Source organism: Bacillus sp. NMCC46, from assembly GCF_002998465.1.
GTDB lineage: Bacteria > Bacillota > Bacilli > Bacillales > Bacillaceae > Bacillus.
Genome location: NZ_PVQZ01000003.1, coordinates 457,700 through 479,170, shown reverse-complemented (window position 1 = coordinate 479,170; position 21,471 = coordinate 457,700). Strand labels below are relative to the sequence as shown.

Sequence of the window (21,471 nt, the reverse complement as noted above, 5' to 3'; positions counted from 1 at the left end):
CTAGATTTCTTCATTTGGTATAACTGATAAGACGCCTTTGTTCACTTCGACGACCAGCACCCGGGTTCCATATGGAATCTCCTCTTCGTCGAAACTGACGGCAGGCTTTGAGATTTTCCCGCTATTACTAATTAACAGCACTTCTCCAAACCCGTCTTTTGGAACAGATACAATGATCTCCCCAGTTCTTCCTTTTAAGTCGGCCTCTGTATATGAAAGAGATTCTTCAGCAGAGGAAAGCGGGACTAAGACAAATACATTCAAACAGGTCACAAGGACCACTGCGAGGATGGCAGATAATACTGCGCCAAGTCCACTCCCTACAATTGCTGTTTTTTCAGAGATAAACCCTCCAGCCGAGAAAAAGGTAAGAAATGCGAGGATCAATGTTGGTTGAAGGAATGAAACAGGAATCGCTTCAAACAATCCATCAAATACATCGCCGAAAAAGACGAAAACTAGTGTCAGGATTCCTGATATCATCAATATGTATAAATACAGCGTCTCAAGCGGCAGCCCGAACACATCCATCTTCCTCACCCTTTCTTCATGAAATGAACAGCCTTTGTTTCATTTAGACCATGCTCACCTCCAATGTATTCCTTCTAACAGGTAATACGAACCACTTTTGTAAAGGTTTCAAATTTCCTCACAATTCTTCACAGGAATTCCCCGATAGCTCAAGAATGATTGTCATGTACCACTATGTTAAAATTTGATCTTGAGGTGATGAAAATGAGTTTATTACATGAGGCAAGACAAGAATTGTGGCAAAAGCTGCAAGGTTTGAACGAAGAACAATTGAATCAAAAATTATCTGATGATACTTGGAGTATTCAAGAGGTGGCAGATCACTTAAAGAAGATGGACCTCATGGCAGCAAAACATCTAGCTGCTGAGGGAAAAAAAGCACCGATCAAGGAATATGAGCCAAAGCCGGTGGAAATGGCAGAGGACCGTTCTAGAAAAGCCACTGCGCCTAGTATTGTTGAGCCTGAACGCAAGCATGTGACACCTACACATTTAAAGGATGAGCTCGATACAGCACGTGAACAGCTCAATCAAATTTTATCAACGTTTACTGAGGAAGATTTCAAACGTGTCATTGCGCACCCTGTGTTTGAAGAGTTATCCCTTAAGCAATATCTTGATTTTATCGGCGCACACGAAAAACGTCATATTCATCAAATCAAAGAAATTAAAGAACAGCTATAAGACATAAAGAAGACTCCCTTTTGGGAGCCTTTTTTCATTGTTACACTGTTTTCGGTGTTAGATCAAAACAGCGAGCATAAATCCAGTTGTACGCTTTTTCATTTAGATCTCTTGGGTTTCCAATTGTTTGCGGATCTTTCATTGCTTCTTTAGATAAACGGTCAATCATATCTTTTGATACACCTTGTTCTTCTAATGAAGGAACTTCTAGATCTTCCACTAAATCATACATCCAGTTCACAGCAGCTTTTGCTGCTTCCTCTGTAGACATTCTGCTTGTATCAATGCCGAACGCTTGCGCAATACGAGCGAATTTTTCCGGATATCCTTTCCAGTTATACTCCATCACCGGTCCCATCATTGCTGCTACACACTGGCCATGCGCTACAGGAATAATGCCTCCGAGTGTTTGACTCATCGCATGCGCAGCTCCAGCTGACTCGCTTCCATAAGAAAGCCCGGCAAGCATTGCAGCTTGTGCCATTCCATATCTCGCTTCTAGGTCCGCACCATCAGCAAAAGCACGGCGGATATAATGAGCAGCATATTCAATGGCCATGAGCGCTACCGCATCTGTAATAGGCTGAGCAAATTTCATCGTATAGCATTCGATAGCGTGAGCAAGCGCATCAATTCCAGTCATTGCTGTCACATGAGGAGGCATGGATACATGAAGCTCTGGGTCAATCACTGTGAGGTGAGCTGCAATGAGTGGTCCACCTGTGTTGAATTTAAATTCTCTTTCTTCATCCGTAATTACTGCCCACTGCGTAACTTCTGAACCTGTACCAGCCGTGGTCGGAATGGTGGTTAAAGGTGGGATTCTGTTTTCAAGCGGTTTTTTTCCCTCTGCCGCTTCGTAATCAAGGACTGAGCCTTTATGAGTCACCTCTACTCCGATTGCCTTCGCTGTATCCATTGAGCTTCCGCCGCCTACAGCGACTAATCCATTACAGCCTTCTTTTTCATATAACGCAGATCCTTCATTCACTAAACGAACTGGCGGGTTTGGCTCTACTTTATCAAATAGGATCACATCGATTTGTGCTTCTTTTAATGAAGCAACCACTGGGTCTACTACGCCCGCTTGATAAATACCAGGGTCTGTTACAAGCAATACCTTCGAGACACCGTATGCTTTCACTTCTTCCCCAACATGTTTCACTGCACCGATGCCATGTTTGATGACAGTCGGGATTTCAAATGTGTGGAATTTCTGCATGCTTTCAATTTTCATATTTAATGTCATATAGAATCTCCTCCAAATGTGTGATATTTATTTAAACCAATGAACCGCTTCAGGTCTCGTATTTCGATATACATGCTTCAGTTCCGTATATTCCTCAAGTCCGGTACGCCCTAATTCACGTCCAAGACCTGACTGCTTATATCCACCCCAAGGTGCTTGAGCGAAATAAGGATGGAAATCATTGATCCAAACTGTGCCTAATCTTAATTGACGAGCCACTCTTTCGGCTTTTCCAATATCAGAAGACCACACAGCTCCTGCTAATCCATAAATCGTATCATTTGCCAGCTCGATCACTTCTTCCTCTGTTCGGAAGGATTCGACTGTCAATACTGGGCCAAAGACTTCTTCTTGGACAATCCGCATCTCTGACGTACAGCCTGAGAAAATCGTTGGCAAGTAGAAGAACCCATTTGAAAGCTCCTCTGTGTCAGGTCTTTTTCCGCCTGTTTCTAATCTTGCGCCTTCATCTAACCCAATGCTGACGTATTTCTCTACTTTTTCTCGATGCTCAGCTGAGATGAGCGGCCCGCTTTTGGTTTCTTCATCAAAGCCGTTGCCTAGCTTGATTTTTTTCGTACGCTTCACCAATTCTTCTAAAAATTCATCATGAATGGATTCTTCCACTAGCAAACGTGAACCTGCTGAACATACTTGCCCTGCATGGAAAAACACAGCATTCATTGCCTGGTCAACCGCTACGTCTAAATCAGCATCTTGAAACACAATATTTGGATTTTTCCCGCCGAGCTCAAGGGCGATTTTCTTCACATTCCCACTGGCTCCCTGCATGATTTTCTTGCCTGTTTCAATACCGCCTGTAAATGAAATCAAATCTACATGTTCATTCACAGCAAGCTCATCGCCAACCGTTGCCCCTGGTCCAAGGACTAGGTTTGCAACTCCTGCTGGAATGCCTGCTTCTTCCATGAGTTTGAATATTTTGATCGTGGTGAGTGGTGTAATTTCACTTGGTTTTAAAACGATTGTGTTCCCCGCTGCAAGAGCAGGAGCGATTTTCCAGCTTGCTTGAAGCAATGGATAGTTCCAAGGAGTGATTTGCCCGCATACACCGACTGGCTCTCTGACTAATTCACTTTTTGAGTTCGGGATTGGTGACGCAATGATTTCCCCGCCATCTTTGTCAGCCAGACCTGCGTAATATTGGAACACGTTCGCTATATCGTCCATATCTGCTTTGCTTTCCTCTAATGTTTTACCAGTATCAAGCGATTCCAATTTGGCTAGTTCATCAAGATCACGTCTAATCAACTCAGCAATCTTAAACACCATATTTCCTCTTTCAAGTCCAGGCTGATTTGCCCAGTCCCCTTGATCGAAGGCTTTTCTCGCTGCTTTGATGGCTAGCTGCGCATCATTTCTTGATCCTTCGCTGACTGTCTCGATCACTTCTTGATTAAATGGATTGATGATATCCCGTGTGTCGCCACTTTTGGCGCCAACCCATTGTCCATCTATAAATAGTGTTTGACTCATAGAAGGAACCTCCTCTGATTCTCTTTGGTAAGTTTGTTAAATAAAAATTTAACGTTTTGAACATAATTAACTTATCATGTTCAAATTTTTCTGTCAAAGGGAGATAGGCTTCATTTATTTTGACATTTTGTATTCTTTCGTTAACATATAGTCCATAAAGATTTTTTTGAACGTATTGAATTCTCTTAATAGAAAGCAGGGACAAGATGAAAAAGCAGGAACAGCCACAAGCAGAAGATCGTATTTTAGCTGCTAAAGATCTAGTCATTGATTCCATAGCTGAAACGATGGATCTCTATGGCATTACACGAAGTGCAGGTATTCTCTATGGGACCATGTATTTAAATGAGGAAATGACGCTTGATGAAATGCGTGAAGAGCTGCAAATGAGCAAGCCAAGTATGAGTACGGGTGTGAAAAAACTGCAAGACATGAATATTGTCAAAAAGACGTTTCACCGAGGTCGAAGAAAACACAGCTTTGTTGCTGAAAAAGACTTTTTTAAGTTTTTCACGAACTTCTTTCCGCAAAAATGGGAACGGGAGGTCGAGGTCAATTTAGCGGCGATTGAAGAAGCGCAAGAGCGGCTTCAAGAGGTGGCGCGTGATGAACAACTGGAGGAACATGTAAGAGAGGAAGCGCAGCAGCTTCTTGAACAGCTTGAAAGCTCGAAAGCCTATTATGACTGGCTGAGACGCTTAGCGGACTCTGTACAATCAGGGGAGATCTTCGACTATATTCCGATTGATCAGAAAGATAAATAGGCGATATGTTTGCGTTTTACAGCTTGAATTTTACAGGAGAATTGATTACAATAAATTATGTCGTCATACTTCGGGGCATTAGCTCAGCTGGGAGAGCGCTACGCTGGCAGGGTGAACGACATCACCCGAAGCAAACAGACGTTCTCTGAAATAGACTGATATAATAAGGTTCTATGATGAGCCTTTCTGAATAAAAATTTTCATTTCTGAACAAAACTGAAAGGGTTGGTCCCCAATCTGTCCCCATAAAAAAACAGACCCTGCATGGTCTGTTTTAATTTTGTCTATTAGTTTTTAAATGTTGAATTTGGATCGATCATCGTTGTGTTTCGATCAGTTTTTTGAGGAAATACAGTGGTATTTCGATCAGTTGATTCTTGTGAGTAATTAAGAGAACCCAGACAAGCAGCACCTACCAATAAAGCGGCGCTAATCAATATCTTCATTTTAATATTCATATAAACACTCTCCTTTTTGGATTTCGGTTTGAGCTTCTATGGCGGTTCTATAATAATCTGCTACCCTCTCCGAATCATTCCTTTTCTCATAGAGATTTGCAAGGCTTAAAGCAAACTCTTCAATATAAGGATACAACTTCTTTTCCTCTAACCCTTTAAACATTTTTCGGACATTTTCAAAACCTTCATCGATATAAATCGTCTTTAATGAATTGAGCAATGTTTTATAAAACAGATTGTTTTCGGCTGTTGCACTTTTTATTCCTTTAGCGATATTTTCAAGCGCTTCTCTTGTTTTATCACTTTTAAACAAGGTCCAACTTAAACTAAAAAATAATCTTGGTTTTATATCTTCATTGTTTTCACTCATCTTATCTAGCCCTTTTTTATAGAAGGAAGCAGCCTTACTATAATCCTGTTGCCTGTCATACGTATTTCCAAGATTCAAATAAGTTTTAGCGATTAATCTTTGATCATCAATTTCTTCAGCAAGTTCTAGTGCTTTATGTAAGTGGGGGAGCGACTTCTCATATCGTTTAAAATCATCATAATTTCCTGCGATCACAAATAGACTTTGAATTTTCCTCACCTTATAAAGATCATAACGATCATAAATTTCTAGGGCTTTTATAATATGGTGCATAGAAACGTGGGTCTGTTTCATGATGTAGTATGCTTCTGCAACTTTAAAATGAAATTCTGCTTGTTCAATTTCATCTACAACAAGTGCCAGCTGCCTCTCAGCAATCTTATAATATTGAATGGCCTGTACATATTCTTTCTTACTGAACTCATACATACCTCTAAAAAAGGCATTATAGTATTGTAGCATTCCAGAAAGTTGATGGTTAGAATTCTCAATTTTATCGACTAGGGCGGAAACCGATTGATCAAATGAAGGCTTTATATAATCAAGCATAAGTTGATGGCGAAAGCACATCAATTGATAATAGATTAGAAGATCCTGATCCTCTTCCATTCTATCTATTTCCCATTCAACTTCTGCTTTCAAAATCTCTGCATCTGGAACGCTGAATTGCCGGATCATTTTATACCATTCATTTATTTTCACACCAACATGTGAAGAAAGAACTTTCTCCATCCCTTACTCCTCTTCCACAAATTCACCTTATATTACATATATTATTACATACAGGAATTTACAAAGCACCGAAAAGATACCGCAAATAGAACAAAAAAAGAGCTCCTGCAAAGGAGCCCCATATGACTAATGAATTTAAGATATTAATCCTTATCGTTTTATCAATACAGATAAATCACCCTCAAAAACTTTTTCTTCTTTATCGTTAAATGTAGATAACAATACAGTGAGAATGCCTGTTTTATTTTTCTTTTCTCTTTTATCAATAACCTCAACAATAGTATGTAATTCATCATCTGGATACACTGGTTTGATAAAATTTATATTATTCATCTGTGTTCCAGCAATGACATCATCACCATAGGCTCCTTGTTCAATCCAGAGCTTAAATGAAATAGCTAGCGTTTGTATTCCAGAAGCAATGATTCCATTAAATCTTCCCTGATTTGCTTTTTCCTCATCCAAATGCATATATTGAGGATCAAATTCTCCTGCAAATCTCTTAATATCTTCCTTTGTTAATTTGAATGACTTAGTTTCGAACTTCTGTCCAATTGCAAACTCATTTAACTTCATAAATACTCCTCTATTTATTAATAATTGTACTTAAACTCTTTTAATTTTTTATAAGGAAGATTAAAAGTTTTTCTGGCATCATTAATTATATGCCTTGCTTGAGAGCGGTAGCTCTTCTTTATTAGAACAATTCCATATGCTAAATATTTACTCGATTCCTTATCGAAATTTATACCGGCACATCCTGATTCATCTATGTATGCTATCCACTCTGTGTTCTCAGGTGCGTCCAACACACCCAATGATTTTAGTTTATCTATTTCAAATTTGTATTGGGACACTACCTTAACCTCCGAACCTGTAATCTAATGACAAATATTCTTAATTTTTTATTATACAACATATTTTTAACTTTCAAAGTTATTTCTCAACAAAAAACCTAAAATGGTTAAAGAATTTGAAAAATAAGATGAAGAAAAGAGAGAATAGCCAAGTAAGAATCACTTCACAGTCTCGTCACAATTGGCGAGACTTTTATTTAGTACGTTTTTACCATTTTTATATAAAGTACGGAAAATATCACCTGTTAATTGTTACCATACAGGTGTAGGTCAATACTTTTAGGGGATGATGTATAGTATGAACGGTTTATTGTGTAAGCTCAATGTAAAACTTACACTGGTATTAATACTTATTATGACTCTTGGCATCTCATCTGCTTTTGGTCAGGCTTCAGCAAAAGAACGATGGGACCCGCAGAATTGCACAGGCTATTTTTGAAGCTACTGCATATAATGAAGAAGTTAAATCCTTTTCTTTTGATGAATCTAAAGTTATCAATGCTGGATTACCAAAGGATATTTCATTAGAAATCAAAAATCATTTAGAGTCATTAGATGGTAATGACGCCGAAAAAGTGAATCAAGATCAATTAGCTGCACAACAAAAAGGTAAGTTACAACTATGGTTGCTCCTTTATTGATATGGGCAGCTAAAGTATTGGCTGGTGCGGGTCTAGCTTGGCTAGGCAAAAAGCTCCTAGACATGGGCGGTCACGAATTTTGTAAACGTTACAAAAATGAGAACAAAACAACTAAGTACATTTGTAAATTCCTTTAATTCTTTGAGTTTGTGAGGAAGTGTTGCAGTTGAAAAAGACTAATTGGTTTCTTTACGTTTTTATTACTGCGTTGATTTCATTTGTCATTCAAGCATTTTTAAACAGTGTGGGTGTCATTAATATGGACAATATTTGGGTTGATTTAATCAGTTGGATAGGTATATTCTTTGTCGTCTTTATCGCTGTTGAACTTTCGTTCAATACTATCCATAAAATGAAGCATCGAACTGAATAAAGACAAAAAAAGCCCCTATCCATTAAGGACAGGGGCTTTAACATAATAACTCTGTAAAACAGTATCGAATCCATTCTATCTAAACCATGCTTTTCTTAAATTATTGTTAAAGTTAGCATTATTAAAAGGAACATTCGCTTTACCAAAATTTGTTGTGTTTAATGCATTCCTTGCCGCAGGAGTTAAATCATCCCATCCGATTAACGGTTGAGTTCCGCCTACAACACGGTCGCTCATCATCAATTCATGGTTGATCGGCCACGTGCTGTCATAGGCAATCAAAGGATGAGTGCCATCTTTCATGTTGGTTCCGCTTGGTGCTACATTTGTGAATTTTCCATGTCCAGAATATGCAATTGATAAGACTTTTGGATTTTGATTTGCTGGATTATCAATCCATACAACGATTCCTTCCCAGTCATGTCTGTGACCTAAGCTTGGAGATGCTTCATCTTTAGGAAAATACCAAGAATACATAATTGCCCAAACTCCATTGTACCATGCAGATCGCGAATATACTTGTCCAGTATTTTTGCTGCAACGTCCTTCAGGTGCTCCAGTGGGCTTTAATCCACCATTTGTATTACCTTGCGCATCTACTGCAGGAAAAGGCACACAACCGCTATAGACCTTTAAATATGGTTGAAAACGCTTCGCCGCTTTTTGAGTAACAGTTGTAGGCGTCACCTCACTAAAACCAACAACCTTGTCATGATCGATTACTGCTGCATTTGCTGTTGAAACAATGCTAATAGAAGTAAATACAGATAAAAACAGCGCCAAGAAAAATTTGTTCATTTTTTCATCTCCTTTTAATATAATCTTAATAATAATTAAATACCACAGAATTGGAATAAATATCAATATTTTTCCGCAGTTAACTGAATTTTCGTACTAAATTAGTATTTTATTTTCCTCATGTCTTTAAATTTGGTAAATAGTACCCTCTTCAAAATCAAGAAAAATCCCTCCCTTATAAAAAGAGAGGGTTTTTCTTACTTTAATAGCTTTTCTAGCTTCGCTTTTGTTTTCGTTCTGTAGATACCATCTGCAGAAGGCTCATGCATCAACTAAAGCACGTTGTCTCTATTGTAACTGTAACGGAGGTTGGAATTGTTGGTTTTGTTGACCTTGTTGATTAAATGATTGTTGAGCCTGTTGAAACGCTTGACTCATTTGGTTCATGGCCTGATACCTCGAAGAGCTTGATTAAGCTGTTGGACAGCTTATTGGATATTTTGCTGTATTTGTTGATCTGTTTGGTGCATTTGCTGTTGAGATTGAGAACCTTGCTGAACTTGGCCACTTTGTTGTTGAGGCTATCTTAATTGGGATACATTTTGTTTTAATTTAGCAAGCTGCTGCTGAAGGCTTTCAAGTTCTTGTGAAAGCTCAGTATCCGTAATGTTTTTTCCAAGCAATTCCGTATGTTTTTGTTTTTGCATCCCTTTTACCGCTGATTATTCTTAGTTATAAAAAAATCCTCCTTCAAAATTAGTTAACATCCTTTATATTTTTAATTTTCATCAAAAAGATGAAAGGTAGTTAATGGAAACGAAGGAGGATTCTAGCAAGAATACGATTTCCAAACAAAACAAAAACCGTTTGAAGCTTTTTTATACACGTGTAGTTTCCTTACTCATCTTTTTTATCTTTATCGGTATCTTCAGGATCCTCAACCGGATCTTCAGGATCGGGATCATTATCTTTTTCATCATCTTTATTGATAGTATCGTTCTCATCAACACCTGGGACGTTGTTATCGTTATTATTTTGATCGTTCTTATCAACATCTGGAGTATTGTTATTATTATCTTGACCGAAATTACAGCCCATTAATATTAAACTGGATAGAAACAACGTAGTTATTATTTGCAGCCATTTTTTATTCATTTCCACCTTCCTCTCTTCTTTTTAATCCCTATAAGTTTGTCCAATATATTCGCTTTAATTCGTTCTGTTTCTGAATGTTTTTATAAACACATCATAAAAATTTCAGCATATCAATTCGGCCTTTGCGAAAACTAAGTATCGAAACAAAATTTTTTTAGGAAGTGTCTAAGGTGAATAATTTAAAGTGGATAACAACTCTTTTACCGCGAGAAAACAACCCCTTCTAACTGGCAAAAAAAATAGAGGGATGATGGGTGTCTCATTTAGGTTTAGGGGTTAGTCTCGCTACCATTTTTTTGAGAAAAAATAACAACGAAAAAATAACAAAAATTTGAATGCTAATCAAAATAAATAAATGTAATATAAAGGAGCGAAGAAATAGCCCTTCATATCGAGATATCCCCTTTTTTGATAGTGAAACAAACATGCCCAAAATTTTCAGGCTGATAAGGGGATATATTTTGATATGAAGTTTTTTTCTTACGTCAATAATGCCTGGATTTCCGCTCTCGTCTTAGGTCCATAAATATCGTCAGCCACAAGACCATGCATCAACTGGAATCGTTTGACCGCATCGGCAGTTTTTACGCCGTAATAGCCATCAATGCCGTTGTTTTTTGCCCCTTTGTCTGGATAAAAATAGAGTGCCGCTAAAGCTTCTTGAATTCGCTTTACAACATCTTCTTTCATTAATGGTGCTTTTACCTTAAAGATGCCTGTTGGAAGCTTGTCCGCCTTCTTAGAATGCGTTTTTCTTAGGTGTTGTTGGTGATGATGTTTTTTAGCCTTAGAAGCTGAAGTTTTTCCACCTAGCGCTTTCAACTCTTTTTCAATAGCTGCTTTAAATGAGTTCCATCTACCCTCGGATAAAATTCGGTGTGGACAATTCTTTCCATTCCAATCTTGGTGTTTACGTACTCGATCAACACTCCATCCTCGCTCTTTAAGTAACTGCGCCACGAATTTAATGGCCAGCTTTTCCGCAGCCTTGTATCTAGCACCACCGGACTTGCTATAACAAATCTCAACACCAACTTGCGGCTGCCGGGCCGGTTCCGTTTGTGCCATCACCTGAATGCCAAGCATGGCGGTCTAACGGGATCGCTTGGATCACTTCTTTATCATCCACCGCAAAATGATAGCTCGTTGAACTGGTGTTATTGATCATATAGTTAATCTCTCGTTCAGCTGATGCGTCATTAGCTGTGTTGTGGATCGTGATGTATTCTGCGTTCATTTTATTCGGACATTTCAAACTGTATCTGCTGGATGAGACCATTTTCTTTTTCATTTTGATTGTCACGCTCATCTACTTCCTAAATTTGTTTTTGTTATTAAAAAGCCGCCTAGGGCAGCCGATGGTAAGCCAGGGGGGTTAGGAGAAAGAACAATATTAGATATTTTTAAATTACTACAGGTGGTTTTTAAAACCGCAGGTGAAGAATGGAAGATTATCAAGATTGATCCAATGAAGGGATTGCCCTTGCCAGTCAACGAGAAGAAGGAAATGAACTATTTTGAAGCTGATGAAGCTGCTCAATGTATTAAGATTCTATATGAAGAAGTTGATATTAAATGGAGACTTTATTTCTTAGCAGCGATGATAGGTGGATTGAGACGAGGCGAAGGTCTTGCACTTGAATGGCATTTAGATGTGGATTGGGATGCTGGTGGATTTAAAATTAATCGTTCACTTTCAAAGACAATTCAAGGAAAACCGCATGTAAAAGACCCTAAGTCTAAAAGTTCAAAACGGTTTGTTCAGATGCCGGATTGGTATATGAATGAGCTGTCACTTTATTATCATATGTGGAAAAGAGAAAAGGAAAAGCTAGATGATGCCTGGGAGGGCGGAGATCATCAATACATTTTTCATAGTGGGTTTGGAAAGCCCTATTATTTCACAACACCTACTACCAAATGGAATCGAATCACGCAAAAATATAAAATAAAAAATATCCGTTTACATGATTTGCGTCACACTATGGTTGCTTTATTGATGGAAGCTGGCGAAAGCATAAGTGCTATTCAAAGACGTGCCGGACACGCTAGCGCCAGAACAACATCTGATATATACGGCCATGTAACAGATGAAATGAAAAAGAGTGCAGCGAATCACTTTAACAAGTTTGATCCTAAACATCTGAGAAACACAAAATCAGAGATAGGAAATTTCCGTCCCCAAGTCGTCCCCAAGGTTAAAAATAATGGCATAATACAAAATTGAGAGATTTCTCATCAAAAATAAAAAAATAGCCTTCCCCCTTGTATTCTAAGAGGGAATTAAATATAATAATATTTGTTGAAACATCCCGGGGCATTAGCTCAGCTGGGAGAGCGCTACGCTGGCAGCGTAGAGGTCAGCGGTTCGATCCCGCTATGCTCCATACGAAAAACCATTCTTGAGAAATCAAGGATGGTTTTTTTATGTATATATTTCTTACAGTTGTGTTTGTTCTTTGTTTTTTCTTAACCTTAATATCTTTATGATCCGGTACGCGATCACAGAGAGATAAGCCGTGATGAGAATGATTGTGTAAGACACAGGGAAATCGCTCGTCATTCCGTGATAAATGAAATAGATGAGCAGCACTGACAGCATGATGACTTGGAACAGTTCCTTTTTCATTTTACTCTCCCCTTATGATAGATTCGGTCGATTATATCACAAATGATGTCATTTTTTATTAGCTATCAGCAAGGAAAAATCCCTTCACCTGCTGATAGCACTTTATGAATGATCACTTTTTCAGCAATTGTTCCATTTTGTTCTTCGTCTTTGGTCCGTAAATCCCGTCTGCCGCTAAGCCGTTCATGAGCTGGAATCGCTTAACGGCATTCGCTGTTTTCGGTCCATAATAGCCATCAATCCCATTGTTTTTTGCTCCTTTGTCTGGGTAAAAATAGAGGGAAGATAAGGCTTTTTGCACGGCTGTCACTTGAGATCCTTTTGTTAAGGGCTTGGTTATTTTTAAAATGCCAGATGGCAGATTTGACGATTTCTGTTTGGTTACGGGTGCTTTGTGGCTCAAGCTTTCTGTTCGGACTGGCTTTCTTGTGCTTTTGCTGCCGGTATGAGCTGTGGCTATTCCAGCTTTAAATTGATCCCATCGTCCGAGCAGTTTCCTTGGACATTCTTTCCCGCTCCAATGTTTATGGGGCACTACATTTGATAAAGGAATCCCCAAATCGCCCATCAGTTTCCGAATGAGCCATTGAGCATTTTCGACTGCTTGTTCAAAGTTGCCGTCTGTATTTTCACAAATTTCAATTCCGATTGATTTCATATTGCCAGAGCCTCTGCCATCCCCTGCGTGCCAGCCGTTTTCGTTTAATGGTAAATGCTGATAAATGACCTGATCGTCGACAGTGTAATGCCAGCTGACCCCAGTACTTGAACGTGCAACAAACGCAGCGTGACTCCCCGCATTTGCACCTTTTGCAGTGTTAGAGGTATTATGCACCGTAATATAGAGAGGCTTCATCCTATTTCTTGGTCTGTTGCGGTTGTGTTTTGGAATGTAGGCTTGAATGATATTGACCATATTGTTTCTCCTTCAACTATTATTTTGTTAGCCCTCTTTGTTTCAGGGTATCTTTTTGTAATTGACCTTTGTAGGTCACATAATTGTTTTTAAACCAAGCGATAATAGCTGTCACCATCGTAAAAATGGTGGAACCTGCTACATATAGTGCCTCACCGGCTGTTTGTACTTGCTCCTCACTAATCGGCAGCACCGTCTGTCCAAACATGACAAGCGTTTGATTGATGAGTGCAATAAAAAGAAGCACTGTGCGAATCACAGTGCCTTTGTCGAATGTTTTCATGATTTTTACCTCCTATTTTAAATTCCGTTCAATTTTGTCGAGTTTATCGATCACGACGTCATACTTCTCACTAAACTTTGCTAACACTTCATTTTGCGCCTCGATTTGCTCATTGAGCTTATTTTCACGTTCTTTTGTTGTGTTGAGAACATAAAACAGAATCCAGCAAAAGAGAACGGCAAACGGGCCTTGTGTCATTAAGTTTTGGACGACATCTACTTCCATTGGAATCACCTTCTTTCTGGAAAAAAATAAAGCCATTAGGCTTCGTATTTTTCTCCTGTTATGTCTTGATAGTCATCTGCCGAGATCCAGCCAACGCTTACATAAAATGCAATGTCCTCTGGACCGTAACACTGCCAGTCCCAAAATTGTTTAATATCTGCTACAGTTGGAAAGATCATTCTGAAGCCCCCCCTTTTTGCATAGCCAATAGCTGCGTTAATTGTTTTGATAATAAAGCATTTTGTTTCTTTAAAAGTTCTATATCACTTGGCGGGAGAGGGGCTGGTTTTAGGCTATCTATATACTCCTGTGTCGCTGATTCATACCATTGCTGTTTTTCCACATCAAATGCAGCTTTATAAAAAGAAGGATTATTGGGTGGTGCAATTGTTGTGCATTGATCTGGAATAACATAATTTCCTTCATCATCCCTCTCGAACACTTCTATAGGTCTGACCAATTCATATTTATGGTTGTATTCATAGGCTTGTATCATTTTTATCACTTCCTTAATTTAATGGGATGACTGTGTCTAAATAGTAGCCAGTTACCGCACTGTCATTTGCTGCTAGTAACCCAGTTAACTTTAGCTCTCCTGTCTTATATATAAGTAATTTACTATGACCTGTTGTACCTGATACTGGAACTGATACTACAAGACCTTTCTCCGGTAAACCCGCAGCTGGAATCCATCCACAAATGACTTCTCTATTTGCTTTTAGGTGGCCTCTCAGCAATAATAAATTTCCCCATTTCACATATTCAACTGCTCTATCCCCTATAGATGAACTTTTATCTAAGGTAACACTAAGCCACGTGACATTTTCAAACTCAGCATTTGTCATTAGCTGTTTCCATCCTCTGAAAACCCCATCTGTATGAGTAGTTCCGTACCAATGGCTATTATCGTAGCTTCGACTAACATGAAATGTTTTGCGGTTATTTCCCGTTTCTATAATATCTACATTAAACCACGAAGCATCGGTCGTTGATGGCATATTCACTGCGTTCGTTCCAGAGACATAATAAAAGCCAGATGGCAGCGTTAATATATCTGTACCAGTAGGGATAAGCATTCTATTTCCATTCGCCTTCAATAACGAATGCTCATTCAACCTCTTCCATCCGCTCCATTCTTGCTGAGTACCGGTAACATCTGTCGTGGATCGATTGATGTACACATCACCTGTATTGTTTGCCCCAATAATCCAGCCATAGGTATTTTCACTAAAGACTGATAAAGCTCTCATAGAACTTCTTGTGGGCAAATCAGGATGTGCTTCGTGGATATACCAAGAATGCACGCCCGGTAATTTGATGAGTTTATCTAAAATACTAGGATCGTTTGCATTAATTCTTTCGTATGCTTTTCCATCGTCAGCGGTAATTTTAGATAATTGTCCTGCGTCCCATTTATTTTTTTCATTTTGAGTAGGCATTTGCAGCCAATTGATCGCAATGTCATTCTCATGATAGGAAAAACAAAATACATTGCTTGATGTGTCAATTGCGATTCCTACGCCGATATTATTTTGACCTACTAGCTGAAAGCCTCTTAATGCAGCATTACCTATAGCAGGAGAATCGACTACTCCAGAACCCCCTGGGGCATAGAAAGAGCAGGCACCCAACGATTTAATCCCGTTATAAATGCTGCCGCCAGCTGGGATATTGATTAACTGGGATCCGTTATCATTTGTCAATTTATATAGCTGGGCTTGATTCCATTTCTTCTTTTCTGTATCAGATGCGTGTACTCTCGCATCATTTGTATGTTTCAAGAACTGCTCTATTAATCCATGATCATTTTCAAGAAGTACTTTGACCATGTCATTAAATAAATCGGCATGTGCTTTATCATTTATCTCAAAAGGTTTGGGTTCTTTTATTTCCATTTAGTTTTCACTCCCTTTCTTTGAAGCTTGGTTTAATTTCTTGCAGCTGCTCTAGAGTGAGCATCCTTTGCTCGTATCCTGTATTTAGATCTTCCATTGAACAATCACCTAGTTCCACTGCTTGTTTGACCAATTCAGGGGTCACCCATTGAAAATATAATGCCATTACCCAATAATTCATGATTCACTCTCTCCTTTATATAAAAGGATCTCATTTTTTAACGCTTTTAGTTCGTTTGTTAGATGATCACATTGATGTTCAAGCTGTTTTCTCATTAGCTTTTCTTTGGCTACTTCTTGTGCTAGATAATCTAGCGGAAGAGGTGGTTGATACCTTGGATTGATTTGAGATTCCTCCCACCATTCTTTCAATTCTTCTGCCGTTGGCTTTGGCACATCTAAATGCCACTCGTTTATATACGAACCGTCGCCGTCATTTCTAAGTTCAAAATCCTTTTGCGGGTCCGCATCGGGGTATTTATATTTAATAGCTTCATATAAAATCATAGAATCCTCCTATACTCTCGAGAAATTTCTGCCGCCTATTTCTGTGATGTCGAAATAGTTATACCAGCCTGAATTTTCAGATACATAACGGCTAACATCTCCGTCATATCCTACATATAGGTACATTTCTAAATAGTCCCCTTTATTAGCCGGTACATTGGCAGTACCATAAAGTCCCATACTTAAGCTCAACGTATCAGATGGGCTTGTTGGACTTTGTCTTTCATGTGCAATATTTTTATATCTTCTTCCATTTAAGTAGATCGATAATTCAAAGTTTGCGTATCGTTGAAAGCTTTCAATATAAACACCTGCATTCACTGAATACATTCCGCTCTCAGGGCAGATGAAACGATTATTTTTGATATCAAAATTGTTATGACTGTCTTTTATTTTTCGATTAAAAAGGACTTTTTGATACTCTCCTTTGGTTAATAACTGCTTCCCAGTTGTACCTATGTTGGCATGACAGAACCCAGAGATTTTGTGCCATTCAGTCCAGCCAGACCCCGTCCACCAATGACGGCACCATGTACCTGTGCTATCAAAATAACTGCCTGCTTCGTTTCCAGTCCCATAGTAATATTGAACAAATCGAAAGTTACTATATTTTTCATTTTTCACAAAGCCAAATCTCGTAGGATATCCAGTATCATTCGCTTGTCCAATATCCATGAACGAAATGCCAATTGGATATTCCTCACCGCTGACTGATGCATCTTGAATGGCTTGATCGCCTGTTAGTTTAAATAAGCTTTCATTGGTGATTCCCTCTATCTGTTGGCTGAGCGCATTGTCATTCTCTACTAGTGTGTCGACCATCCGGTTAAATAAGTTGGCATGTGCTTTGTCAGAGGTTTCAAACGGTAAAGGTGATTTGATGTCCATTTCATTCCCCTCCTTTAATAAATATCATCAATCTCAAAAACAAATTCGATGTCGCCGTCTTTTTGTTTGTCTGTCATGGTGCGGATGGCGGTGAATTTGCCGGCTTCGTCGACAAGTGCTAGTTCGTTGATGACTTCTCCTGCAAGTTCTCCTTCGGCGATCGTGCAAGTGTAGCGGATTTTTGCTGGTTCCATGAAGGTAAACGAATCAATCTCTTTTTGGACTAGTTCTTTTTTGAGTTTTTGTTCAGTTCCGTCTAGTGAAATTGGTTTCCCATCCTTCGTCCCACCATTTCCAAATGCCATTTTGACGACTTTTGTGAGTTTTGTTCCTTCTGCTCTTGCCTTTGCCATTTGTTGACGTGCATATAGTGTTGTTACGGTTAATTGATCAGCCATTGTGATCCTCCTTATAGCTCTATTTTTTGAGAAGTTGCTGCTAGCATTTTTGATCCGTCCAGCGGAACAGATCCATCGAGAATCCAGTAATGATCCTTAATCAGTAAGCTGCCGCGCTGTTCAGTTTGGACATGTACTGGCAATCGGAACGTCATCTTCTTTTTGGTTTGATGTGACAGCTGGTTCTTTGTGCGTAAAGTCAGTGCCGCTTTTTGCCCTTTTTCATTTAACGCTCCAGTCATGACATAATTCATGCGATATGTGGTTTCTGACTTATGCTGAAGCGGCATTCTCATCTTCAACGAATGCCGGAAACGAGCAGGTACATCGGTTGAACCTCTTGTCCCGCTAAGATAAAACGTACCATTTAATACAAATTCACCATTCAGTAAAATCGGGATATGATCGAAAAAACCCACTCTGCTTCGCAGTGTGAGCCTCCCGTGATGGTCATTTTTTTCATGTACATCGGTATGATGAAAAGCAGTGAACGTATAAGCCAAATGAGCCGGCTTTAACGTTTCAAGTATTTCTACAATATATCTAGTGTTTTGCAGGTCATCTAGGTTCACACGTAAGGCGAAATGATAGCGATTGGTGGTGAGACGGATGATGGCACTTGGATTTTTGAGAAAGCGATTCACCGATTTCTCTAATGAAAGATACGTGATCGGTGGAATGTTTGACATCATATTGAGTAAGCGTGCCCTGCGAAGTTCAATGGAGTCATCTGATTCTCGCTGCACCTTCAGCATTCTTTCCCATCTATTCAATCCCCATGTCGCAGTTAAAGGGAAGAACTGATCCGTTAAATCGAAAATGGATTCATCCAATTGCTCAAACTCCGGTGCTTCTGTTTTGAGTAGATGATCTACTTCATAAATCGCTGTAAAATATGGCGGCAAGTAGTTTTTCATTTCATCCTGTTTGCTCAATAACCTTCACCTGCCTCAGACGCGGTATCTCAATGTCCTGTAACACTAAGTTTTTCGATTCCCCATTCAATAACACGTTTGCATAATCTGATACACTTTCTGAATGGTACAGAATGTCATTTAAGGCGGACATTCGAATGGTACTCTTTTCAAATGCGATTGATTTCAACAGCGCTTTGACCTTTTCTTCTATTTCTTTCTGCGCTCCTTCAAGGGTCCAGTCCATTTGAAGTTCGACGGCTACTTCTATGTCAATATCCAGCCATTTGGCGCTTTCGACGGTTGCTTTTGAACCGATAGGCGCTTGTCCTTCTCCTTCGCCTGGCACTGGGTCAATATATTCCTGTACTCTTTTAACAAGAAGATCTGATGCAACATCTAGATTGCCGTCTGTGATGACAATTTTGACCGTTCCTTCTCCATTCCAAAGCGGGAATACTTTCGCTCTGCCAACCCCTGTCACTTCCTCAGCCCATTTTTTATAATGCGCCTTGTTGGCACTGACAGCCTCCCGCCTAGCACGTATTAAGTAACGATCGTATAACGAAGCGTCATCTTCTTCCTCTTGTCCGGGTATCACCAAATTTTTCATGATAATCGATTCAAGCCCTGGGATTGTATCAAGTGAAAGCAGCGGCTGATCTGTTAATTGACCATTGCCGATCTTGCCAGGTGTCTCGCATTCTAGCGTGCCTTCTTTCGAATATTGGAAATAGACGTCTTCAATAAAAAACCGTGAACCAGCTGGGATGTTGATATCCTCCGGCTGAATAGCTGCGGACCAAATCGCTTTAGTCGCTGGTTTTCTTTCAATTCCTACTTCAGCAGCCCGCCGATCTAGAAACTCTCCTTGTGCTGTATCTGCAAAGACCAGCTCGAATACTTGATCAAGCCAAATATAGGACTGGGCTAATTCAGCGGCAGCAGGTGCCAAGGCATTCCAAATGACGCTGTTTTCTCTTTTATCTATGTCATCTGGCAATCTGTCCAGCATTCTTTCTATCAATGCTTCATACGTTTGTTCCTCAAACATCGCCCTCCATCACCTCCTCTATTTCTAATGTGCCTTCATCTGTGACAATAGCTAGCTTGACATGAAACGAGTCATTTTGCTTTGTGACCTCTAATTCTTCAATATGATCAATCCGTTCGTCGACAATCAATGCTTCCTCTAGCAGTCTCGGAATCTCCATTTCTTTGTATTCATCCGTGACTTCTGTATCCGTCAATAGCTCCTGGATTTCAGTGCCAATGTCGTGGCTGTAGATAGGATATGCATACCGCTCTGTCCTGAGTGTCATATAAACGAATTGACGAATTGCTTCAATGCCTGAAATGGTTTCACCTGTCAGTCTGCCAGTTTCAACATCTATTCGATACGTCGTCGAGGTATCCACCTCTTCGTCTTCTTCTGTTTCCTCGATTTCTTCCTCTGGTGAAAGTGCCACGTTCATCACCTCCCTTACAATTTGTCGATGATGTAGAAGGACTGCCCTCCTGCCATTGCGAGCACCATAATGCTGTCTCCCCTTTTCAGTTCATCATCCTCACCCTTATTTAGGCGCTTTGGCCAAATCAGTAATTCTTCCGGAATGACCAGCTTATGGTTTTCATTTAACCGGATGCTTACAGGAGAAACTGCCGTGACTTCTCCAACCACCAGATCAATTGGAGAGGCGGCATCTACAGCATTCACTGCTAATCGTTTAATCGCTTCACTTAACCTCACGCTTGATCACCCTTTGGGATGGAATTTTTCTCAACGACATCAATTGTCATGGTGTGTTTCACCCCACTGAATTCATGTTTGTCTTGATCGATCCAGTAGGTTTTTTTTACGTTGATTTCAGGGATTTTCAAATAGATTGGAAGACCGCTTTGCAGTTCAGGAATGCCTAGCGCTTGGATGCTTTTGACTTCTTGTTTCACGCCTTTTTTCTCTGCCAGCCGTACTTTGGCTCTTTTTTGCAGCTGCGGCTGGTTGATTTGCCCTGTAACCGTCTCAACATGCTGTAAAATACCGTATTTATTCTGACCTGCTTTATCCTGTTCGACCACTACAATCTCTGATTTGCTCCCTTTTTTCTTATTTTTCCCTTGTTCATCTGCAGACGTACGCAGCTTGACACGAGTCGCTGTTTCTTCAATCGAGGTGCTGTACTGATAGCCAATGAGATTGACACCTGATTCAATGACCCATACGTCCTCTGGATCTGGCCAAGCTCTCAGCCCCATCTTTCCTTTAGCAGAATAGATTTGATAGTTTCTGCCGGTTTGCCGCTTTGTTTCTTTTAATGCTTTCAGAATCATGTCATATAGGCTCGTATCATTTTTAAACACTAGCGATTTTATGACATGACCGGTATGGGCGATGGAGGTCATGGGAATTTGAAAGTCAGCCCCAATCCGTCTCAAGATTTGATCTGCTCTTTGTTTTGAAAAAACATAGACATCTTGGTTTTTCACCAAATATTGAAGCATGTCGTATGCGGTAAAGGTCATTTTCCCTTCAACAGGCGTACGAGAAAACACAATGCCTCTGAACAGCTCTTTTCCTTTCCATTTAAAAAGAACCGTGTCCCCTTCTGAGACACGGTAATATGTTTGACTGCCTTGTTTAGTGATAATATTTGCCTGAATAGAGCGAGGCGCCTGATACCTTTGCCCCTGAAGTGTCACACTCTCTGTGACAAGCTCATACATGGTGCCGCTTCTGATGGCAAAAAGCTCGATCAATGCCAGCCCC

General features: G+C 39.7%; 29 protein-coding genes, 1 tRNA gene and 2 pseudogenes. 5 read left to right on the top strand and 27 right to left on the bottom strand.

All coding sequences use genetic code 11. The features are described from left to right. The gene (locus tag C6Y01_RS12065; RefSeq protein WP_060597128.1) at positions 1–531 is read right to left on the bottom strand and encodes an NfeD family membrane protein; all 531 of its coding nucleotides are present in this window, start codon (positions 529–531) and stop codon (positions 1–3) included. Positions 532–735: 204 nt separating this feature from the next. Between C6Y01_RS12065 and C6Y01_RS12060 the strand changes: the two genes are divergently transcribed. Next, positions 736–1,215, top strand: coding sequence for a DinB family protein (locus C6Y01_RS12060; protein WP_034660675.1), 480 nt, complete (start codon positions 736–738; stop codon positions 1,213–1,215). A gap of 40 nt (positions 1,216–1,255) precedes the next feature. Here C6Y01_RS12060 and gbsB read toward each other — a convergent pair whose 3' ends face one another. Both gbsB and betB read right to left on the bottom strand, forming a co-directional pair. Beyond that, the gene (gene gbsB, locus C6Y01_RS12055) at positions 1,256–2,464 is read right to left on the bottom strand and encodes a choline dehydrogenase (RefSeq protein ID WP_095285870.1); all 1,209 of its coding nucleotides are present in this window, start codon (positions 2,462–2,464) and stop codon (positions 1,256–1,258) included. Between the two features lie 27 nt (positions 2,465–2,491). Continuing rightward, on the bottom strand, positions 2,492–3,961 hold the full coding sequence (gene betB, locus C6Y01_RS12050; RefSeq protein ID WP_095285869.1) for a betaine-aldehyde dehydrogenase: 1,470 nt from the start codon (positions 3,959–3,961) through the stop codon (positions 2,492–2,494). 206 nt (positions 3,962–4,167) lie between these two features. On the opposite strand from betB, the gene gbsR reads away from it, so the two are divergent. Then, positions 4,168–4,725, top strand: a complete 558-nt coding sequence (gene gbsR / locus C6Y01_RS12045) for a transcriptional regulator GbsR (protein ID WP_095285868.1) — start codon at positions 4,168–4,170, stop codon at positions 4,723–4,725. A 287-nt stretch (positions 4,726–5,012) separates the two neighbouring features. Here gbsR and C6Y01_RS12040 read toward each other — a convergent pair whose 3' ends face one another. The 4 genes from C6Y01_RS12040 to C6Y01_RS12025 all read right to left on the bottom strand — a co-directional run bounded on the left by C6Y01_RS12040 (position 5,013) and on the right by C6Y01_RS12025 (position 7,142). Further along, complete coding sequence (locus tag C6Y01_RS12040; protein ID WP_095285867.1) at positions 5,013–5,183, bottom strand: RapH phosphatase inhibitor; 171 nt, start codon at positions 5,181–5,183, stop codon at positions 5,013–5,015. Continuing rightward, the gene (locus C6Y01_RS12035) at positions 5,173–6,285 is read right to left on the bottom strand and encodes a Rap family tetratricopeptide repeat protein (protein ID WP_034659714.1); all 1,113 of its coding nucleotides are present in this window, start codon (positions 6,283–6,285) and stop codon (positions 5,173–5,175) included. The genes C6Y01_RS12040 and C6Y01_RS12035 overlap by 11 nt, the downstream gene beginning before the upstream one ends. Before the next feature lie 150 nt (positions 6,286–6,435). After that, on the bottom strand, positions 6,436–6,861 hold the full coding sequence (locus C6Y01_RS12030) for a MaoC family dehydratase (protein ID WP_034659716.1): 426 nt from the start codon (positions 6,859–6,861) through the stop codon (positions 6,436–6,438). Between the two features lie 17 nt (positions 6,862–6,878). After that, entirely contained in the window at positions 6,879–7,142 is a 264-nt protein-coding gene (locus tag C6Y01_RS12025; RefSeq protein ID WP_034659718.1) for a DUF3800 domain-containing protein, read from the bottom strand. A gap of 380 nt (positions 7,143–7,522) precedes the next feature. Here C6Y01_RS12025 and C6Y01_RS12020 point away from each other — a divergent pair, with 380 nt between their 5' ends. Then, complete coding sequence (locus C6Y01_RS12020; RefSeq protein ID WP_141227728.1) at positions 7,523–7,783, top strand: hypothetical protein; 261 nt, start codon at positions 7,523–7,525, stop codon at positions 7,781–7,783. A gap of 448 nt (positions 7,784–8,231) precedes the next feature. Here the strand turns inward: C6Y01_RS12020 and C6Y01_RS12010 are convergent, their stop codons facing one another. The 4 genes and pseudogenes from C6Y01_RS12010 to C6Y01_RS11995 form a co-directional block, all read right to left on the bottom strand. Further along, positions 8,232–8,954: an NPP1 family protein gene (locus C6Y01_RS12010; RefSeq protein WP_034659723.1), complete on the bottom strand. Its 723-nt coding sequence runs from the start codon at positions 8,952–8,954 to the stop codon at positions 8,232–8,234. A gap of 521 nt (positions 8,955–9,475) precedes the next feature. Continuing rightward, the gene (locus tag C6Y01_RS19270; RefSeq protein WP_262982084.1) at positions 9,476–9,601 is read right to left on the bottom strand and encodes a hypothetical protein; all 126 of its coding nucleotides are present in this window, start codon (positions 9,599–9,601) and stop codon (positions 9,476–9,478) included. A 190-nt stretch (positions 9,602–9,791) separates the two neighbouring features. Then, positions 9,792–10,049 carry a hypothetical protein gene (locus C6Y01_RS12000; RefSeq protein ID WP_034659725.1) on the bottom strand — a complete coding sequence of 86 codons (258 nt, stop codon included), beginning with the start codon at positions 10,047–10,049 and terminating at the stop codon, positions 9,792–9,794. 480 nt (positions 10,050–10,529) lie between these two features. Beyond that, positions 10,530–11,352, bottom strand: a pseudogene (locus C6Y01_RS11995) (peptidoglycan recognition protein family protein). Between the two features lie 51 nt (positions 11,353–11,403). Between C6Y01_RS11995 and C6Y01_RS11990 the strand changes: the two are divergent. Beyond that, positions 11,404–12,276 (top strand): annotated as a pseudogene (locus tag C6Y01_RS11990) (site-specific integrase); the annotation flags it as partial. An 87-nt stretch (positions 12,277–12,363) separates the two neighbouring features. Further along, positions 12,364–12,436, top strand: a tRNA-Ala gene (locus tag C6Y01_RS11985). A gap of 53 nt (positions 12,437–12,489) precedes the next feature. Here the strand turns inward: C6Y01_RS11985 and C6Y01_RS11980 are convergent. The 16 genes from C6Y01_RS11980 to C6Y01_RS11905 all read right to left on the bottom strand — a co-directional run bounded on the left by C6Y01_RS11980 (position 12,490) and on the right by C6Y01_RS11905 (position 21,461). After that, complete coding sequence (locus tag C6Y01_RS11980) at positions 12,490–12,678, bottom strand: hypothetical protein (RefSeq protein WP_034659727.1); 189 nt, start codon at positions 12,676–12,678, stop codon at positions 12,490–12,492. Between the two features lie 112 nt (positions 12,679–12,790). Next, the gene (locus C6Y01_RS11975) at positions 12,791–13,594 is read right to left on the bottom strand and encodes a peptidoglycan recognition protein family protein (protein ID WP_034659729.1); all 804 of its coding nucleotides are present in this window, start codon (positions 13,592–13,594) and stop codon (positions 12,791–12,793) included. Positions 13,595–13,613: 19 nt separating this feature from the next. Then, positions 13,614–13,877 (bottom strand): phage holin, encoded by a 264-nt coding sequence (locus C6Y01_RS11970; protein WP_003212734.1) that lies wholly within the window; start codon positions 13,875–13,877, stop codon positions 13,614–13,616. A 12-nt stretch (positions 13,878–13,889) separates the two neighbouring features. Then, on the bottom strand, positions 13,890–14,102 hold the full coding sequence (locus C6Y01_RS11965; RefSeq protein ID WP_034317366.1) for a BhlA/UviB family holin-like peptide: 213 nt from the start codon (positions 14,100–14,102) through the stop codon (positions 13,890–13,892). 35 nt (positions 14,103–14,137) lie between these two features. After that, on the bottom strand, positions 14,138–14,281 hold the full coding sequence (locus C6Y01_RS11960) for an XkdX family protein (RefSeq protein ID WP_170938425.1): 144 nt from the start codon (positions 14,279–14,281) through the stop codon (positions 14,138–14,140). Beyond that, entirely contained in the window at positions 14,278–14,598 is a 321-nt protein-coding gene (locus tag C6Y01_RS11955; RefSeq protein WP_095285866.1) for a hypothetical protein, read from the bottom strand. The genes C6Y01_RS11960 and C6Y01_RS11955 overlap by 4 nt, the downstream gene beginning before the upstream one ends. A gap of 13 nt (positions 14,599–14,611) precedes the next feature. Beyond that, positions 14,612–15,997: a hypothetical protein gene (locus C6Y01_RS11950; RefSeq protein ID WP_095285865.1), complete on the bottom strand. Its 1,386-nt coding sequence runs from the start codon at positions 15,995–15,997 to the stop codon at positions 14,612–14,614. Between the two features lie 7 nt (positions 15,998–16,004). Next, positions 16,005–16,178: an XkdX family protein gene (locus C6Y01_RS11945; protein WP_095285864.1), complete on the bottom strand. Its 174-nt coding sequence runs from the start codon at positions 16,176–16,178 to the stop codon at positions 16,005–16,007. Beyond that, a complete protein-coding gene (locus C6Y01_RS11940) occupies positions 16,175–16,504 on the bottom strand; it encodes an XkdW family protein (protein WP_095285863.1) in 330 nt (109 codons plus the stop codon). The genes C6Y01_RS11945 and C6Y01_RS11940 overlap by 4 nt, the downstream gene beginning before the upstream one ends. A gap of 9 nt (positions 16,505–16,513) precedes the next feature. Next, positions 16,514–17,392 (bottom strand): hypothetical protein, encoded by an 879-nt coding sequence (locus C6Y01_RS11935; protein WP_095285862.1) that lies wholly within the window; start codon positions 17,390–17,392, stop codon positions 16,514–16,516. A gap of 14 nt (positions 17,393–17,406) precedes the next feature. Further along, positions 17,407–17,790, bottom strand: a complete 384-nt coding sequence (locus tag C6Y01_RS11930; protein ID WP_003212666.1) for a phage tail-collar fiber domain-containing protein — start codon at positions 17,788–17,790, stop codon at positions 17,407–17,409. Positions 17,791–17,801: 11 nt separating this feature from the next. Beyond that, on the bottom strand, positions 17,802–18,725 hold the full coding sequence (locus C6Y01_RS11925; RefSeq protein ID WP_034659735.1) for a YmfQ family protein: 924 nt from the start codon (positions 18,723–18,725) through the stop codon (positions 17,802–17,804). After that, entirely contained in the window at positions 18,709–19,758 is a 1,050-nt protein-coding gene (locus tag C6Y01_RS11920) for a baseplate J/gp47 family protein (RefSeq protein WP_034659736.1), read from the bottom strand. The genes C6Y01_RS11925 and C6Y01_RS11920 overlap by 17 nt, the downstream gene beginning before the upstream one ends. Next, positions 19,751–20,173, bottom strand: a complete 423-nt coding sequence (locus C6Y01_RS11915; RefSeq protein ID WP_034659737.1) for a DUF2634 domain-containing protein — start codon at positions 20,171–20,173, stop codon at positions 19,751–19,753. Before C6Y01_RS11915 ends, C6Y01_RS11920 begins: the two co-directional genes overlap by 8 nt. A 14-nt stretch (positions 20,174–20,187) precedes the next feature. After that, the gene (locus tag C6Y01_RS11910; protein WP_034659738.1) at positions 20,188–20,454 is read right to left on the bottom strand and encodes a DUF2577 family protein; all 267 of its coding nucleotides are present in this window, start codon (positions 20,452–20,454) and stop codon (positions 20,188–20,190) included. Further along, positions 20,451–21,461 carry an XkdQ/YqbQ family protein gene (locus C6Y01_RS11905; RefSeq protein WP_095285861.1) on the bottom strand — a complete coding sequence of 337 codons (1,011 nt, stop codon included), beginning with the start codon at positions 21,459–21,461 and terminating at the stop codon, positions 20,451–20,453. Before C6Y01_RS11905 ends, C6Y01_RS11910 begins: the two co-directional genes overlap by 4 nt. Positions 21,462–21,471: the final 10 nt, after the last annotated feature.

What these genes read in the sequence shown, in the direction of transcription:
- C6Y01_RS11975 (WP_034659729.1), bottom strand. Translation starts at nt 13,594, where the DNA reads ATGGTCAATATCATTCAAGCCTACATTCCAAAACACAACCGCAACAGA.
- C6Y01_RS12040 (WP_095285867.1), bottom strand. Translation starts at nt 5,183, where the DNA reads ATGAATATTAAAATGAAGATATTGATTAGCGCCGCTTTATTGGTAGGT.
- C6Y01_RS12060 (WP_034660675.1), top strand. Translation starts at nt 736, where the DNA reads ATGAGTTTATTACATGAGGCAAGACAAGAATTGTGGCAAAAGCTGCAA.
- C6Y01_RS11965 (WP_034317366.1), bottom strand. Translation starts at nt 14,102, where the DNA reads ATGGAAGTAGATGTCGTCCAAAACTTAATGACACAAGGCCCGTTTGCC.
- betB (WP_095285869.1), bottom strand. Translation starts at nt 3,961, where the DNA reads ATGAGTCAAACACTATTTATAGATGGACAATGGGTTGGCGCCAAAAGT.
- C6Y01_RS11935 (WP_095285862.1), bottom strand. Translation starts at nt 17,392, where the DNA reads ATGGACATCAAATCACCTTTACCGTTTGAAACCTCTGACAAAGCACAT.
- C6Y01_RS12065 (WP_060597128.1), bottom strand. Translation starts at nt 531, where the DNA reads ATGGATGTGTTCGGGCTGCCGCTTGAGACGCTGTATTTATACATATTG.
- C6Y01_RS11970 (WP_003212734.1), bottom strand. Translation starts at nt 13,877, where the DNA reads ATGAAAACATTCGACAAAGGCACTGTGATTCGCACAGTGCTTCTTTTT.
- C6Y01_RS11960 (WP_170938425.1), bottom strand. Translation starts at nt 14,281, where the DNA reads ATGATCTTTCCAACTGTAGCAGATATTAAACAATTTTGGGACTGGCAG.
- C6Y01_RS11980 (WP_034659727.1), bottom strand. Translation starts at nt 12,678, where the DNA reads ATGAAAAAGGAACTGTTCCAAGTCATCATGCTGTCAGTGCTGCTCATC.
- C6Y01_RS12030 (WP_034659716.1), bottom strand. Translation starts at nt 6,861, where the DNA reads ATGAAGTTAAATGAGTTTGCAATTGGACAGAAGTTCGAAACTAAGTCA.
- C6Y01_RS11920 (WP_034659736.1), bottom strand. Translation starts at nt 19,758, where the DNA reads ATGTTTGAGGAACAAACGTATGAAGCATTGATAGAAAGAATGCTGGAC.
- C6Y01_RS11930 (WP_003212666.1), bottom strand. Translation starts at nt 17,790, where the DNA reads ATGGCTGATCAATTAACCGTAACAACACTATATGCACGTCAACAAATG.
- C6Y01_RS11940 (WP_095285863.1), bottom strand. Translation starts at nt 16,504, where the DNA reads ATGATTTTATATGAAGCTATTAAATATAAATACCCCGATGCGGACCCG.
- C6Y01_RS12000 (WP_034659725.1), bottom strand. Translation starts at nt 10,049, where the DNA reads ATGAATAAAAAATGGCTGCAAATAATAACTACGTTGTTTCTATCCAGT.
- C6Y01_RS11955 (WP_095285866.1), bottom strand. Translation starts at nt 14,598, where the DNA reads ATGATACAAGCCTATGAATACAACCATAAATATGAATTGGTCAGACCT.
- C6Y01_RS11950 (WP_095285865.1), bottom strand. Translation starts at nt 15,997, where the DNA reads ATGGAAATAAAAGAACCCAAACCTTTTGAGATAAATGATAAAGCACAT.
- C6Y01_RS19270 (WP_262982084.1), bottom strand. Translation starts at nt 9,601, where the DNA reads ATGCAAAAACAAAAACATACGGAATTGCTTGGAAAAAACATTACGGAT.
- C6Y01_RS12010 (WP_034659723.1), bottom strand. Translation starts at nt 8,954, where the DNA reads ATGAACAAATTTTTCTTGGCGCTGTTTTTATCTGTATTTACTTCTATT.
- gbsB (WP_095285870.1), bottom strand. Translation starts at nt 2,464, where the DNA reads ATGACATTAAATATGAAAATTGAAAGCATGCAGAAATTCCACACATTT.
- C6Y01_RS11945 (WP_095285864.1), bottom strand. Translation starts at nt 16,178, where the DNA reads ATGAATTATTGGGTAATGGCATTATATTTTCAATGGGTGACCCCTGAA.
- C6Y01_RS12035 (WP_034659714.1), bottom strand. Translation starts at nt 6,285, where the DNA reads ATGGAGAAAGTTCTTTCTTCACATGTTGGTGTGAAAATAAATGAATGG.
- gbsR (WP_095285868.1), top strand. Translation starts at nt 4,168, where the DNA reads ATGAAAAAGCAGGAACAGCCACAAGCAGAAGATCGTATTTTAGCTGCT.